Source organism: Pantoea sp. Cr_R13, assembly GCF_029222565.1.
GTDB classification, from domain to species: Bacteria; Pseudomonadota; Gammaproteobacteria; order Enterobacterales; family Enterobacteriaceae; genus Pantoea; species Pantoea eucalypti.
In genome coordinates, this window is record NZ_JARHXL010000013.1 from 914818 (window position 1) to 929231 (window position 14414).

Consider the following 14414-nt stretch of genomic DNA (forward strand, 5'->3'; position numbering starts at 1 on the left):
TATTAGTCAGCCACTGGCGGGGTTCGCTATGGTGCCGAATCGTGCTATCAATGAAGCATCTGAATGATTCATTTAGATATTGTGATCACCGGAAGTCAATACAAAGCGAGGATGATAATGAAAATCAAGATAGCCACCTTAGCGCTTGTTACTGCTGGGATAGCGCTGGCTGGCAGCGTAAACGCCAAAACGCTGGTCTACTGTTCTGAGGGATCGCCAGAGAATTTTAACCCTCAGCTCTATACCTCCGGAACCAGTGTTGACGCCAGTGCCGTACCGGTCTTTAACCGACTGGTGGATTTCACGCCCGGCACCACCAATCTGGTCCCGAGCCTGGCGGAAAGTTGGGAGATCAGCCCGGATGGCACCGTATACACCTTCCATCTTCGCAAAAATGTGAAGTTCCAGAGCAATAAACAGTTCAAACCCAGCCGCGACTTCAACGCCGATGATGTGATCTTCTCGTTTATGCGTCAGATGGACCCGAAAAATCCCTACCACAATGTTTCTGGCGGCACCTATTCCAACTTCGAAAGCCTGGAACTCTCCACGCTGATTAAACGTATTGACCGGGTTGATGACCACACCGTGCGCTTCACACTTGCTCATCCGGAAGCGCCATTCCTTGCCGATCTCGCCTGGTATTTCGCCTCAATCCACTCGGCGGAATATGCAGACGTGATGCTGAAAGCAGGGACGCCGGAGAAGGTCGATATGAACCCGATTGGCACCGGCCCCTTTGAACTGGTGCAGTATCAGAAAGATTCCCGCATCCTCTATAAAGCGTTTCCGGACTACTGGCAGGGCAAGGCGAAGCTCGATCGGCTGGTATTCAGCATTACGCCTGACGCCTCCGTGCGTTATGCCAAGCTGGAGAAGAACGAATGTCAGGTAATGCCATTCCCGAACCCCGCCGATCTGGACAAAATGCGCGCCAATCCGGACATCACTCTGGAACAGAAGGCGGGTCTGAACACCGGCTTCCTGGCGTTTAATACCACTAAAGCGCCAACCGACAACGTCAAAGTGCGCCAGGCGCTGGCGATGGCGATCAACAAACCGGCGATCATCGAGGCGATATTCAAAGGCACCGGCACGGTCGCGAAGAATATCCTGCCGCCGGGCGTCTGGAGCGCAGACAAAGATCTGAAGGATTACGACTACGATCCGGAGAAGGCCAAAGCGTTGCTGCAACAGGCTGGCGTCAAACCGGGTACCGAAATTGCGCTCTGGGCGATGCCGGTTCAGCGGCCTTACAACCCGAATGCGCGCCGCATGGCGGAGATGATTCAGTCTGACTGGGCCAAAGTCGGCATCAAAGCCAACATTGTCAGCTACGAGTGGGGCGAATACCTGAAGCGCGTCCGCAGTGGCGAGCATCAGGCGGCGCTGATGGGCTGGACGACGGCGACCGGCGATCCGGATAACTTCTTCGGCCCGCTGTACAGTTGTACCTCTGCACAGGGCGGTTCTAACTCCTCAAAATGGTGCTACCAGCCGTTCGAGAAGTTAATCACCCAAGCCCGCGCCGAGCCGGATCAGGGCAAACGCACCGCGCTCTATCTGCAGGCGCAGCAGATAATGCATGACCAGATGCCTGCCGTGATGATTGCGCACTCCACCATCTTCGAGCCGGTGCGCAAATCGGTCAGCGGCTATCAGGTCGATCCATTTGGCAAGCATATCTTCTATCAGGTGGATATTAAGCAGTAACTCCTGGCAGTTAACGTCAATGGCCCACACATCAGTGGGCCTCTTATCCCATCCTCACCTGGTGATCAATCTCCGTCAGCCGCTGCTGCAAAAACGCCAGAAATAGCGTCAAAGCCGCATTGCGCTGACGTCCCGACACCGTCTGAAGTTGCAACGTGCGCTGACTCAACTGATCCACCCCCATCGACCGCAACACCAGATTTTGCGTATCGCGCTCGAACAACAGGGTAAAGGCACTACAGATGGTTACTGCCTGCGGCGTATGCAGCAAAAAGTGATAAAGCGTAGCGAAATAGTCGCAGGTCAGCACGGGCTCCACCACGCAGTCGTTCATCTGACAGGAGAGATCAAATAGCTGCCGCACCGTGGTGTGATGGCCTGGCAGTGCCAGCGGCCAGCGAGGCAGATCGCCCAGCGTCACCTCGCGTGACGCCAGCGGATGTGAAGCATGCATCGCCAGCAACACCGGTGCGGGCCAGGAACCCAGCACCTCAACGCTGCGCTCCGGCTGCAGACTAAACTGCAGCGCCACATCGCATTCTCCCGCCCGGACGCACGCGGCCACGCCCTGCGAGTGCGTCACGTTAATCGCAAACAGCGCGCCCGGGTTTGTCAGGCGAAACGCCGCCAGCAGGCCAGGCAGCAGACTAAACGCCATACCATCCGTGCAGGCGATGCGGATCAAACTGCGGCGTATCGCTTTCAATCCCTTAATCTCCGCCAGCGCATACGCCATATCGAGCTGACTCTTACGCACGTGATGCGCAAAAATCTCACCCGCCTCATTCAGCACCATGCCGCGCGCATGACGCTCAAACAGCGGCACTCCAACTTGTGTCTCCAGCCGCTGAATCTGACGACTGATCGCCGACACCGCGACAAAAAGTTGTTCGCTGGCGGCGCTCAACGAGCCGCTCTCAACAACCGCCAGGAAATAGCGGATCTCGCTGCTTATCATCTCCACTCCGTCAAAACGCATCATAAAAGGGCAGTGAGGATTTGCTTTAAAAGCAACGCTCACTCGATAAATTGATAATTGTGGCAAAGAGAGAAGTTTGTCAAAGATAAAGCACGATAAAAAAACAGGCAGGGCAAACATGACAGAGCAACAGGCCGTTGATCAGGCGATGGACTATTTCGACAGTGGTGAGTTTCAGCAACTGCTGGCACGGCGTGTCGCCTGTGTGACCGAAAGCCAGCAGGCCAGCAGAGGCGCGGAGCTGGACCACTATCTGCAGCAGGAAATTGGCCCGCAACTGACGAAGATGGGATTTACGTTACATCCATTTGAAAATCCCCAGCCAGGCAGCCCGCCGTTTCTGATTGCCACCCGCATTGAAGATCCGCTAAAACCGACGCTGCTTTGCTATGGCCATGGTGATGTGGTATTCGGCGACGATGAAAACTGGCGCGAAGGCTTATCGCCGTGGCAACTCGCAGCTGAAGATGATCGCCTGTATGGACGTGGCAGCGCGGACAACAAAGGGCAGCACTGCATCAACCTCGCGGCGCTGGAACAGGTGTGGCAGACGCGCGGTGGAAAGCTGGGCTTTAACTGCAAAATCCTGTTTGAAATGGGCGAAGAGATCAGTTCGCCGGGACTGGCGGCGATCTGCCAGCAGCAGCAGGTGCTGTTAAAAGCCGATCTCTTTATCGCCTCTGATGGCCCACGGCTCAACGCAGTGCGACCAACGCTGTTTTTGGGTTCGCGTGGTGCCGCGAACTTTCGGCTGACCATTCGGGCGCGTGACAACGCCTATCACTCCGGCAACTGGGGCGGACTGCTCAGTAATCCCGGTACGCAACTGGCCAATGCGATCGCCTGCCTGGTGAATGCGAAGGGCGTATTGCAGGTCGCTGCGCTTAAACCTGACTCGTTGACCGGGGCCGTGCGTGCAATCCTTAGTGATATTGACGTCGGCGGTATGCCGGGCGATCCGGCGCTGGCGGAGGGCTGGGGTGAGCCAGGTCTGACGCCTGCAGAGCGCCTTTATGGCTGGAACACGCTGGAAGTGCTGGCATTTGAAACCGGCAATCCGGCGCGCCCCATGAACGCGATTCCGGGCAGCGCCACGGCGGTGTGTCAGCTGCGATTTGTGGTCGGCACTGACTGGGAAAACCTGGTGCAGCATGTCGAAAGTCACCTGCGTCAGCACGGCTTCGATAACGTCAGCGTGGAGTTTCTGCGCGGCTCACCGGCGACGCGGCTCGATCCGCAGGATCCGCTGGTGGCCTGGGCACTGGACACGCTGGCGCGTAGCAGCGGTAAAAAACCGGCGCTGTTACCCAATCTTGGCGGTTCACTGCCCAATGAAGTCTTCGCAGATATCCTGGGTCTGCCAACGTTGTGGGTGCCGCACTCCTATCCCGCCTGCGGCCAGCATGGCGTTAACGAACACATGCTCAATTCCATTGCACGTGAAGGCCTGGCGATTATGACACGGCTTTTCTGGCAACTGGGCGAAGAAGGCGAACAGTTGATGACGCGCCACCATCAGTGGCGGAGAGGTGAACAATGAGCAGCATCGCGCAGACGACCTCGCAGGTGAAACCGAGCCTGCACAAAACACTGTTCGCCACCTGCATCGGTAACGCGCTGGAGTGGTTCGACATCGCGGTCTATGGCTTTTTTGCCAGCTACATCGCGCACGTTTTCTTTCCGGTCAGCGATCCGTCAGTGTCGCTGTTGCTGACTTTTGGCAGTTTCGGTATCTCTTTTCTGATCCGTCCGCTGGGCGCCATTGTGCTGGGCAACTATGCCGACCGTCATGGGCGCAAAAAGGCGCTGCTGTTGTCGATTAACCTGATGATGCTGGGCGGGGCGATCATTACGTTTATGCCGGGCTACGCCACTATCGGTCTGGCCGCACCGCTATTGATCATTCTGGCGCGTCTGATTCAGGGTTTCTCTGCCGGGGGCGAGTTTGGCAGTTCCACTGCCTTTCTGGTGGAGCACTTTCCCGAACGTAAAGCCTTTATTGCCAGCTGGCAGTTCGCCACTCAGGGGGCCAGCACGCTGATGGCATCCGCATTCGGGCTGGGGCTGACGCACTGGCTCAGCGAAAGTGATATTCAGGCGTGGGGCTGGCGCATTCCGTTTGCCTTCGGCCTGCTGATTGGCCCGCTGGGTATCTACATTCGCCGTCATGTGCAGGAACCTGCCAGCTTTGCCTTGCAGGAGAAAGAATCCGCGCCGCTGAAGACGCTGTTCGGGCGGCAGAAAGCGCTGATCACCCTGGCGATAGGCGTGATGGTTATTTCGACTGCAGTAAACTACATGCTCAACTACATACCGACTTACGCCACCAAAACGCTGCATCTGCCGGGATCGGTCGCCTTCACCGCCACACTGATTGCGGGCATTATCCTGACGGTCGTGACGCCCATCATGGGATTGTGGGCAGAGCGGATTGGCCGGTTGCCGCTGATGTGGGGATCGCTGCTGCTGTTGATGGCTACCATCTATCCTGCGTTTAAATGGATGGTCGATCACACCACGCCCACTACGTTAATCCTGCTGGTGGCCTGGATGGCGCTGCTGAAGTCGGTCTATTTCTCGACGGTGCCGTCGGTGATGGCCGATCTCTTTCCTGCGACCACCCGCGCCAGCGGTATGGCGATCAGTTACAACGTGGCGGTGACAGTATTTGGCGGGTTTGCGCCGCTGATTTGCAGCATGCTGATTGCCGCTACCGGCAGCAGTCTGGCACCAGGCTACTACCTGATGGCGGTGGCAGTGCTAAGTGGCATCGCGCTGCAGCGCTGCAGTAAGCGGGTGGCATAGCAAAATGGGCCGGTTAGCTGGCCCAATTTGTGACTGACAACGTCAGGAATGGGAGGCGGTAAGATCGAGCCTGCGTTTAACTGAATTGCAGGTAAGCAACATGGGTCTGCAGATACTCCTCCAGGCCATGTTTCCCATCAGCACCGCCGATACCCGACCTGCGCCATCCGGCATGAAAGCCCTGCATCGCCTCAAAGTTCTCACGATTAACATAGGTCTCGCCGAACTTCAGCTTTCGCAACGCGATCATCGTGGTATTGATATTCCGGGTATAAATCGAGGAAGTCAGCCCATATTCGCAGTCGTTAGCCAGGGCGATCGCCTCATCCAGCGTTCTGAACCTCATCACCGGCAGCACCGGGCCAAAAATCTCCTCCTGCATAATGGCCATCTCCTGGCGCACATCGGTAAGCAGCGTCGGTTCAAAGAAGAAGCCCTTATCGCCGGCGCGCTTGCCGCCCAGCACCACTCTGGCGCCGGCGGTGACGGCGTCTGCTACTTTCTGCTCAACCCGATCCCTTGCCGCGCCCGTAATCAGTGGCCCCATGTCGATATCACTGCGTTCGGCGGGATCACCAAACGTAACCTTTTGAAACGCCGTGGTCAGCGCGCTGATAAAGCGCTCGTAGATGCCTTCCTGCACATAGACACGCTCTGCGCAGTTACAGACCTGACCGCTGTTGATCATCCGCGAACTGACAATTGCCTGAACCGCCAGATCGAGATCGGCGTCATCCATCACGATAGCCGGGGCTTTGCCGCCCAGTTCCAGCGATACTTTGGTGACATTTTTAGCGGCGGCTTCCATGGTAGCGATACCTGCACCGACACTACCGGTCAGGCTCACCAGCCCGACTTTGGGGTTTGCCGCCAGCTCCTGTCCCACTTCCGGACCCAGACCGTAGACAATGTTAATCACGCCCGCTGGCAGACCCAGCGTGTGAATGATGTCGGCAAAAATGGCCGCATTGTCTGGCGTCAGCTCACTGGGTTTAATCACGATGGTGTTGCCAGTAATCAGGGCAGGCGCCGCTTTGCGGGCAATCAGGAAAAAGGGGAAATTCCACGGTAAAATCCCGGTGGTAACGCCAATCGCTTTTTTGAACAAAAAGATGTTTTCATTGGGTCGGTCGCTGTTGATGATCTCACCTTCGTAACGTCGCGCCCACTCCGCCATGTAATCAAGGTAGTCGGCGGTGAACAGCACTTCGGTCTTCGCCAGTCCCTGGGTTTTTCCACCCTCAGCCACAATCGTTGCCGTCAGTTCAGGCTCCCGGTCGCGGATGGCGCTGGCGATTTTGTGCAGCCAGGTGCCACGCTCCACTGCAGGCAGAGCCTCCCACGCTGGCTGAGCCGCTTCTGCGGCGTTGATGGCACGGCTGGCATCCTGACGAGTGCCTTCGGGAATACGTGACAGCAGCGCCTCAGTGGCCGGGTTGATCACCTCAATCCATGCGTCACCCTGATGGGCGACGAACTCGCCATTAATGTAATGTTGATGATGTGTAGTCATTCGCTTTGCTCTCCGCTATCGATACGTTGCAGTGATGTAATCGCAGAGTGAAACAGATCGTTAAACGTGACCTTTAGCTGAGTGCCAGGTGCCGGAATCGGCTGGCAGCCAATCACAGATATCGGTGAGTTCTGAGGCAAAAACGTCAATCTGTTGTAGATTTAAAGAAGTGAAGTCGTGAAAAGGGGTTAAATAATGGCAAGCGGATGGGCTGCAGAAGGCGCAGTACAGGAACAGATTGATAGCACCGTGAACGACGGTATTGAGCGGGTAAGGCAGTCAATCGGGCAGGGCGAAAGCGCCACAGAATGCGAGCTCTGCGGCGAGCCGATTCCTGAAGCACGTCGTCAGGCACTTAAAGGCGTGCACTATTGCGTGGCGTGTCAGGAAAAAATCGATAAACAGCAGCAGAGCACCAGCCTGTATAATCGTCGGGGCAGTAAAGATAGTCAGCTGCGCTAACCCTCAGGAGCCTGGCATCGCCAGGCCGCTGCCAATAAACCATGCCAGAAACCCTACACCCGCCACAATAATGGCGATCGGAAACAAAATTCCAATTCTCATATTCAACCTGCTGCAAACAGCGTTTTCAGGGGCCACGATCTTATCATGAGATCTGGAGAACGGCGCGATGGGTTTTCAGCAGGGTAAAGAGCTGAAACTGCGTTGCATCACTCTCTTCGCGCAACACTTCCCCTTTTTTATAGACAATATGATGCACATGGCCGAGCTGGCGCCAGACTACAATCGCTGAGGCGATGAGAGCGCAATGCTGTTCTGCCTGCAGACACTCGATGGTGGCATAGTGCGTTTCATCCAGGCCATTCACAAACACCTTTATCGCATCTGCGGGTAATATTGCCCTGATGTCATCCAGCATCACCCGGCTGACTGACTGTGAAAGAAACAGTGTTAACCATTTTGATGTCATCCCAATCCCTGATCCGATCAATTTTCCCCAGTTTATACAATCCTGGCTGCCTTTATAAAAGGCTTCTTTGCAGATTTGACACTCCATCAGCCTCTATGGCAGCCATAACAGAATTGTGCTGCGCTACACAGCAGAACAGTAAAAAACAGTGAATAATAAGTAAGTTACCTTTGCGCTTGTCCAGTTTTATAACAACTGTGAAATTGTGATCCCTGACAGGAATAACGGTCAGAAATTGCCACGCTGCTGCGGTTTCCGGCATTTATCCAAAGGCTGAAGAATTCCTGCAAAACGTAGACTGCCTGCTGAGCGGAAGCAGACAGGTTTCCGACAGGCCTCAACCAAACCGGGGAATAACAATGAACAGTGCCATTATTGCGGGTATCTTCTGGCATTTTGTCGGCGCAGCCAGCGCTGCGTGCTTCTATGCGCCGTTTAAACAGGTGAAAAGATGGTCATGGGAAACCATGTGGTCAATTGGCGGCCTGATGTCGTGGCTAATCCTGCCCTGGACGGTGAGTGCCATTTTGCTGCCGGACGTTATGGCCTATTACAGCAGTTTTACGCTGTCGCAACTCACGCCGGTATTTCTGTTTGGCGCGATGTGGGGAATAGGCAATATCAACTATGGTCTGACCATGCGCTATCTCGGGATGTCGATGGGTATTGGTATTGCGATTGGCATCACCCTGGTGGTTGGTACGCTGATGACGCCGCTGTTGCAAGGGCGCTTTGGTGAGCTGTTCGCCTCGTCGGGTGGCCGGTTAACGCTACTGGGCGTACTGGTGGCGCTGATTGGTGTGGGGATTGTGACGCGCGCCGGGTTGTTAAAGGAGCGCGCGCTGGGGATCAACGCGGAGGAATTCAATCTCAAAAAGGGACTGGTGCTGGCGGTGATGTGCGGCATTTTCTCGGCAGGCATGTCGTTTGCGATGGATGCGGCGAAACCGATGCATCAGGCTGCCGCTAATCTCGGCATCGATCCGCTTTATGTGGCCTTACCCAGTTACGTGGTCATCATGGGCGGCGGGGCGCTGGTCAATCTGGGCTTCTGTTTCTGGCGGCTGGCCACCCGGCCGGAGTTGTCAGTGCGTAAAGACGTCTCCGTCGGGACGTCGCTGCTGATTGCGAATACTGCGTTTGCCGTGCTTGGCGGCACCATGTGGTATCTGCAGTTCTTCTTCTACGCCTGGGGACATGCCAGGATCCCGGCGCAGTATGACTATGTCAGCTGGATGCTGCACATGAGCCTTTACGTCTTGTGTGGAGGGCTGGTTGGGCTGCTGATGAAAGAGTGGAAGTCTGCGGGACCTCGCCCGGTGAGCGTATTATCGATCGGCTGTGTGGTGATTATTATTGCCGCCAATATAGTCGGTCTGGGCATGGCGGCCTGAATGCGAATACAGAGACGCTGTCTTTATACAGAAGGCCCTTAGCGTTAGCAGAATGGCGATAAGATCGTGCCCGCTCAGGGAGCACGGTCAGATCGGAAAGACGCAAAAGCCGCCATCCATGGCCTGCCCGGCCCGCGTAATGACGCACCTCATCCCTGAGGTGCGCCCGTTGCCGGGCCAACGCTTCGCGTTATTCAAAAACGCTCCGGGCGTTTTTGTCCGTGTTGCAGGACACTTTCCTCTTCTGGCCGTGTTCCCTGCGCTTTTTAGCATATTCATTGCTGCTAATAATCCATTGGGGGAATGTCAGTGCGCTAAATCGCTTGCCTGAAAGGTGTTGAACGGACCTTCAACACAGGCCTGTTTTATTCGGACTCGGTACTTTTCAAAGCCTGTCGGGGCGCAATAAATCGCTGGCGCCAGGCGCTGGGCGCTAAACCGGTATCACGGGTGAAGACGACAGAGAAATAGTTACTGTCATCAAAACCGCAGCGGGCGGCGACCTCACTAATCAGGCAATCCTGGGTGCGCAGCAGATATTTTGCCTGACAGAGCTGAAGCTGGCGCAGGTAATGACCAATGGTCATGCCGGTCTGCTGACGGAAAAGCTGCCTCAGCGCCCGTTCGCTGAGCTGGTTCTGCTGGCAAAACGCCGCCAGATCGAAGGGGCGGGCAATCGCGCCCTGTAAAGCCGACATCAGCAAATCCAGCTGTTCGCCCTCCGGCAACGCCCATGGACGATCAGCGGCGTAGCCGTGGCGACGCAGAATCAGCGCCAGCTGCAAAAACAGCGCCTCTGAGAGCTGAACGGACAGCGGATCGCTTTTGCGGCTTTCTCGTTCCAGCTGGCTGATCACGCCCCGTGCCAGCGCCATCCCTCGCGTGGTCAGCCGCCAGCCGCCCGGTTCATCAGCGCCCTGTTGCGGCAGCAACTGGTTCCAGTCAAGGGCAAGACCAAAGCGATCACGGCAGTAAAGAATGTTATCCAGCACCAAATCATTGACGCTGTCGTAGCTGTGGCAATCACTGTCGCGGATGAAAAAAACGTCGCCGCAGGTTATCAGCCAGGGACGATCGTTGAGGATATGCAGGCCGTTGCCACGCCAGACAATCACGATTTCGCTGAACGTGTGTCGATGCGGCGGGAAAGAGGGTTGTGGCATCCTTTCAGCCACCGCCACCGGCAAAGTAGTGGCGGGAAAATAGTCATCCCGACTGAGTATCAACGCCATGTTCGCCTCCATTACAGCATTTGCTGACGCTCCGTTCGCGGTGCGCAGCCAAATTCGCGCCTGAACAGCGTTGAGAAATGGTTGCTGTCACCAAATCCACACTGGAAGGCAATATCAGTAATACGCATATCACTGTGACGCAGCAGATGACGGGCCTGTAATAGCCGCAGACGGTTAAGGTAGCGCTGTGGCGTGCTGCCGGTCTGCTGCTTCATTTGCCGATGCAGCGTACGCAACGAGAGTGAGAAACGATCAGCCAGCTCATCCCAGACAATCTCGTCACTGTAGTGATCGCCCAGCCAGTCAAGCAGGCGATGCAACCGTGCCTCCTGATCCTGACTCTGTCCGTCAATGCATGCCTCTCGCAACAGCACCAGCAGCTGTAAAAAAAGCTGCTCCTGTTGTGCCTGCTTCTCCAGCGACCAGCTCTCATCGGGCTGCATTTGCGACGCCACACGCAGCGCCTGCGTCATCACTTTGTGATTGATGCGCCAGTGAGAGCGATATTGCCCATCCTGATCGTGGGGCAGTAAGGCCTGTAGCCCCGAGAGAAAGCGAAACGCGCCGGGACTGCGATAGAGCACGTTGGTCAGGCAAAGATTATCTGTCTGCTCATAGAGATGACGATCGTGATCCCGAACAAAGCAGACGCACCCCGCGCAAAGCGTTTGTGGCTGACCATTGAACACATGAATGCCGGCGCCTTGTTCAACCAGCACAATCTCATGGAAGTCATGATGATGTTCCGGAAAGGCTGCCTGCGGGTGTCGGGGTTCAATCGCTATGGCGTAATCACCTTCGGGGAAGAAATCCGCACTGTGTAAAATGGTCATGATCTTCTCTCGCTACTTAACAAAACCGTAACGCAGTCTAATCAGCCCGCCAACACCTTACCTTGAATTTTCATCCTGACTCAGCAGGAATCACGCTGATTTTTCAAGATATCCTCAGCAGTTAATCATTTTGCGGCAGGGGTCACATCCTCCTCACTGCCGCCTCTGTGATCTCTCTCACGAAGTTCTTTGCCAGTCTGCCAGGGCCTGTCCGCCGCTGGCACTCCGGGGAAGGTGTGAAACCCCTAAGATTTTTACGCTGTGACGACGCAATCACAGGAAACCGCCGCTATGACCAGGAGAAGTTTTGTTGCTATCGATCTCGGCGCCTCCAGTGGACGGGTTATGCTCGCCAGCTGGGAGGCAGCGCAGCGCAAGCTCATGCTGCGTGAGGTCCGGCGCTTTAACAATATGCGTCAACATCGTGCCGGTTATGACTGCTGGGATCTGATGCTACTGGAGCAGGAGATCCGCGCCGGGCTGGCTCAGTTAGATGAAGAAGGCATTGTGCCGGACAGTATCGGCATCGACACCTGGGGCGTTGATATGGTGCTGCTGGACGCACAGGGCGAGCCGGTGGGTGAGGCGGTCAGCTACCGCGATGCGCGCACTCACGGTGTGATGGAGCAGGCGCATCAGGAACTGGGCCGAAGTGCTATCTATGCCCGAACCGGCATTCAGTTTCTGCCATTTAACACGCTCTATCAGATGCGCGCCCTGCATCTGCAACAGCCCGACTGGCAGGCCCGCGTAGTACATGCACTGATGATTCCGGATTACCTGCATTTTCGCCTGACCGGCAACCTTAACTGGGAATACACCAACGCCACTACCACGCAGATGCTCAATATTCACAGCGGCGAGTGGGATCGTGATTTGCTCGCCTGGGCAGGGGTTGATGTGCAGTGGTTCGGACAGCCGCAGGCACCGGGCAATACCGTTGGCCACTGGATTAACCGCGCAGGCATACCGGTTCCGGTCATCGCCGTCGCCACGCACGACACGGCCAGCGCAGTGCTGGCTACGCCGCTGATGCAGGATGACGCCGCCTATCTGAGCTCCGGGACCTGGTCTCTGATGGGCTTTGAAAGTCTGCAGCCCTATGCCAGCGACGCCGCGCTGCGCGCCAATATCACCAATGAGGGCGGCGCAGAGGGTTATCGCGTACTTAAAAACATTATGGGCTTGTGGCTGTTGCAGCGCATCTGTGCCGAACTGCAGATTGACGATCTTAACGCCCTGATTGAAGAAACGGCCCGCCAGCCCGCCTGTGTCTCACTGATCAATCCCAACGATGCCCGCTTTATTAATCCCGACAGCATGGTAAGCGAAATTCAGAATGCCTGTGCAGAGCAGGGCATGCCGGTGCCGCAATTTGCCGCTGCGCTGGCGCGCTGCATTTTTGACAGCCTGGCACTGCTCTATCGCGACGTGATTCACGAACTTGCACAACTACGTGGCAAATCTTTCAGCCAGCTGCACGTAGTGGGTGGTGGCAGTCAGAATCGTTTTCTGAACCAGCTTTGCGCCGATGCCTGCCAGATCCCGGTGCTGGCCGGTCCGGTTGAGGCCTCCACGCTGGGCAATATTGGGTGCCAGCTGATTGCGCTGGGCGAGCTGACGGATGTGGCGGATTTTCGCTGCAGCGTTATTAACAACTTTCCGCTCGAAAAATTCGAACCTCAAACTCACAGCGTCTTTAGTGCCAGTCAGGCACGCTTCGCGACGCTGACTCAACCCGCTAAGGAACCCATTTATGACTAAGCAGATTGAACAGGCTTTTGAACTGGCTAAACACCGCTACGCGGACATTGGGGTTGATGTTGAAGAGGCTATTCGTCAGCTGGACCGCATCCCGGTTTCGATGCACTGCTGGCAGGGGGATGACGTCCGGGGATTTGAAAACCCACAGGGCCCATTGACCGGCGGTATTCAGGCGACGGGTAACTATCCAGGGCGAGCACGTAACGCCGATGAACTACGCAGAGATATCGACAAAGCGATGACCCTGATTCCCGGCGCAAAACGCCTGAATCTGCACGCCATCTATCTGGAAAGCGACAAACCTGTGACGCGCGATGCGATTGAACCTGCCCATTTTGCGCATTGGGTTGGCTGGGCCAAAGAGCACAATTTAGGGCTGGATTTTAATCCCAGCTGCTTCTCGCATCCGATGAGCGCAGACGGTTTTACGCTGTCGCACAGTGATAAAACCGTACGTCAGTTCTGGATCGATCACTGCAAAGCGAGTCGCCGTATTTCCGCCTATTTTGGTGAGCAACTGGGCTCGCCATCAGTAATGAATATCTGGGTGCCTGACGGCATGAAAGATATCACCGTGGATCGACTGGCTCCGCGCCAGCGTCTGATGAGCGCACTGGATGAGGTCATCTCAGAAAAACTTAACCCGCAGCACCATATCGATGCGGTAGAGAGCAAATTGTTTGGCATTGGCGCAGAGAGCTATACGGTAGGTTCCAGTGAGTTTTGTCTCGGCTACGCTGCCAGCCGCCAGACGGCGTTGTGCCTGGATGCAGGGCATTTCCATCCCACCGAAGTGATCTCCGACAAAATTTCTGCCGCGATGCTCTATGTGCCGCGTCTGCTGCTGCATGTCAGCCGTCCGGTGCGCTGGGACAGCGACCATGTGGTGCTGCTGGATGATGAAACTCAGGCGATCGCGAATGAGATCGTTCGTCACCAGCTGTTCAATAAAGTCCACATCGGGCTCGATTTCTTTGACGCCTCTATCAACCGCATTGCCGCCTGGGTTATCGGCACACGCAACACGAAAAAAGCGCTGCTGCGTGCCTTGCTGGAGCCCACCGACCGTTTGCGCCAGGCCGAAAACAGCGGTGATTACACCGCGCGCCTCACCCTGCTGGAAGAGCAAAAATCGCTGCCGTGGCAGGCAGTATGGGAAGCGTGGTGCCTGCGCCATGATGTCCCGGCTGATGCCAGCTGGTTAGGCGATGTCCGTCACTATGAACAACAGATCTTGAGCCAACGTTAAG

13 protein-coding genes are annotated in these 14414 nt (G+C 56.0%); 7 read left to right on the forward strand and 6 right to left on the reverse strand.

What is annotated here, in order from left to right; all coding sequences use genetic code 11:
* Positions 1-117: 117 nt before the first annotated feature.
* Positions 118-1713 (forward strand): ABC transporter substrate-binding protein, encoded by a 1596-nt coding sequence (locus P2R09_RS11960; protein WP_275769945.1) that lies wholly within the window; start codon positions 118-120, stop codon positions 1711-1713.
* Positions 1714-1756: 43 nt separating this feature from the next.
* On the opposite strand, the gene P2R09_RS11965 is transcribed toward P2R09_RS11960, so the two are convergent.
* Positions 1757-2671: a LysR family transcriptional regulator gene (locus P2R09_RS11965; RefSeq protein ID WP_275769947.1), complete on the reverse strand. Its 915-nt coding sequence runs from the start codon at positions 2669-2671 to the stop codon at positions 1757-1759.
* Between the two features lie 139 nt (positions 2672-2810).
* Between P2R09_RS11965 and P2R09_RS11970 the strand changes: the two genes are divergently transcribed.
* On the forward strand, positions 2811-4232 hold the full coding sequence (locus P2R09_RS11970; RefSeq protein ID WP_275769949.1) for a M20 family metallopeptidase: 1422 nt from the start codon (positions 2811-2813) through the stop codon (positions 4230-4232).
* Positions 4229-5497: an MFS transporter gene (locus P2R09_RS11975; protein WP_275769951.1), complete on the forward strand. Its 1269-nt coding sequence runs from the start codon at positions 4229-4231 to the stop codon at positions 5495-5497. The genes P2R09_RS11970 and P2R09_RS11975 overlap by 4 nt, the downstream gene beginning before the upstream one ends.
* Before the next feature lie 76 nt (positions 5498-5573).
* Here the strand turns inward: P2R09_RS11975 and aldA are convergent, their stop codons facing one another.
* Positions 5574-7010, reverse strand: coding sequence for an aldehyde dehydrogenase (aldA, locus tag P2R09_RS11980; RefSeq protein ID WP_275769953.1), 1437 nt, complete (start codon positions 7008-7010; stop codon positions 5574-5576).
* A 195-nt stretch (positions 7011-7205) separates the two neighbouring features.
* Here aldA and P2R09_RS11985 point away from each other — a divergent pair, with 195 nt between their 5' ends.
* Positions 7206-7472 (forward strand): DksA/TraR family C4-type zinc finger protein, encoded by a 267-nt coding sequence (locus P2R09_RS11985; RefSeq protein WP_003853696.1) that lies wholly within the window; start codon positions 7206-7208, stop codon positions 7470-7472.
* 3 nt (positions 7473-7475) lie between these two features.
* Here P2R09_RS11985 and P2R09_RS11990 read toward each other — a convergent pair whose 3' ends face one another.
* Both P2R09_RS11990 and P2R09_RS11995 read right to left on the reverse strand, forming a co-directional pair.
* The gene (locus tag P2R09_RS11990) at positions 7476-7574 is read right to left on the reverse strand and encodes a YoaK family small membrane protein (RefSeq protein WP_008925225.1); all 99 of its coding nucleotides are present in this window, start codon (positions 7572-7574) and stop codon (positions 7476-7478) included.
* Positions 7575-7617: 43 nt separating this feature from the next.
* Complete coding sequence (locus tag P2R09_RS11995) at positions 7618-7941, reverse strand: hypothetical protein (RefSeq protein ID WP_275769962.1); 324 nt, start codon at positions 7939-7941, stop codon at positions 7618-7620.
* A 359-nt stretch (positions 7942-8300) separates the two neighbouring features.
* Between P2R09_RS11995 and rhaT the strand changes: the two genes are divergently transcribed.
* On the forward strand, positions 8301-9335 hold the full coding sequence (rhaT, locus tag P2R09_RS12000; RefSeq protein WP_275769964.1) for an L-rhamnose/proton symporter RhaT: 1035 nt from the start codon (positions 8301-8303) through the stop codon (positions 9333-9335).
* A gap of 365 nt (positions 9336-9700) precedes the next feature.
* Here rhaT and rhaR read toward each other — a convergent pair whose 3' ends face one another.
* Positions 9701-10567, reverse strand: coding sequence for an HTH-type transcriptional activator RhaR (gene rhaR / locus P2R09_RS12005; RefSeq protein ID WP_275769966.1), 867 nt, complete (start codon positions 10565-10567; stop codon positions 9701-9703).
* An 11-nt stretch (positions 10568-10578) separates the two neighbouring features.
* Positions 10579-11400 carry an HTH-type transcriptional activator RhaS gene (gene rhaS, locus P2R09_RS12010; RefSeq protein WP_275769968.1) on the reverse strand — a complete coding sequence of 274 codons (822 nt, stop codon included), beginning with the start codon at positions 11398-11400 and terminating at the stop codon, positions 10579-10581.
* A gap of 291 nt (positions 11401-11691) precedes the next feature.
* Between rhaS and rhaB the strand changes: the two genes are divergently transcribed.
* Both rhaB and P2R09_RS12020 read left to right on the forward strand, forming a co-directional pair.
* Positions 11692-13164, forward strand: a complete 1473-nt coding sequence (rhaB, locus tag P2R09_RS12015) for a rhamnulokinase (RefSeq protein ID WP_275769970.1) — start codon at positions 11692-11694, stop codon at positions 13162-13164.
* Positions 13157-14413 carry an L-rhamnose isomerase gene (locus P2R09_RS12020; protein ID WP_275769972.1) on the forward strand — a complete coding sequence of 419 codons (1257 nt, stop codon included), beginning with the start codon at positions 13157-13159 and terminating at the stop codon, positions 14411-14413. The genes rhaB and P2R09_RS12020 overlap by 8 nt, the downstream gene beginning before the upstream one ends.
* Position 14414 lies beyond the last annotated feature (1 nt).

Coding starts and splice junctions, on each gene's coding strand:
- rhaS (WP_275769968.1), bottom strand. CDS start 11,400: ATGACCATTTTACACAGTGCGGATTTCTTCCCCGAAGGTGATTACGCC.
- P2R09_RS11960 (WP_275769945.1), top strand. CDS start 118: ATGAAAATCAAGATAGCCACCTTAGCGCTTGTTACTGCTGGGATAGCG.
- P2R09_RS11995 (WP_275769962.1), bottom strand. CDS start 7,941: ATGACATCAAAATGGTTAACACTGTTTCTTTCACAGTCAGTCAGCCGG.
- rhaT (WP_275769964.1), top strand. CDS start 8,301: ATGAACAGTGCCATTATTGCGGGTATCTTCTGGCATTTTGTCGGCGCA.
- P2R09_RS12020 (WP_275769972.1), top strand. CDS start 13,157: ATGACTAAGCAGATTGAACAGGCTTTTGAACTGGCTAAACACCGCTAC.
- rhaB (WP_275769970.1), top strand. CDS start 11,692: ATGACCAGGAGAAGTTTTGTTGCTATCGATCTCGGCGCCTCCAGTGGA.
- P2R09_RS11970 (WP_275769949.1), top strand. CDS start 2,811: ATGACAGAGCAACAGGCCGTTGATCAGGCGATGGACTATTTCGACAGT.
- aldA (WP_275769953.1), bottom strand. CDS start 7,010: ATGACTACACATCATCAACATTACATTAATGGCGAGTTCGTCGCCCAT.
- P2R09_RS11985 (WP_003853696.1), top strand. CDS start 7,206: ATGGCAAGCGGATGGGCTGCAGAAGGCGCAGTACAGGAACAGATTGAT.
- rhaR (WP_275769966.1), bottom strand. CDS start 10,567: ATGGCGTTGATACTCAGTCGGGATGACTATTTTCCCGCCACTACTTTG.
- P2R09_RS11975 (WP_275769951.1), top strand. CDS start 4,229: ATGAGCAGCATCGCGCAGACGACCTCGCAGGTGAAACCGAGCCTGCAC.
- P2R09_RS11990 (WP_008925225.1), bottom strand. CDS start 7,574: ATGAGAATTGGAATTTTGTTTCCGATCGCCATTATTGTGGCGGGTGTA.
- P2R09_RS11965 (WP_275769947.1), bottom strand. CDS start 2,671: ATGATAAGCAGCGAGATCCGCTATTTCCTGGCGGTTGTTGAGAGCGGC.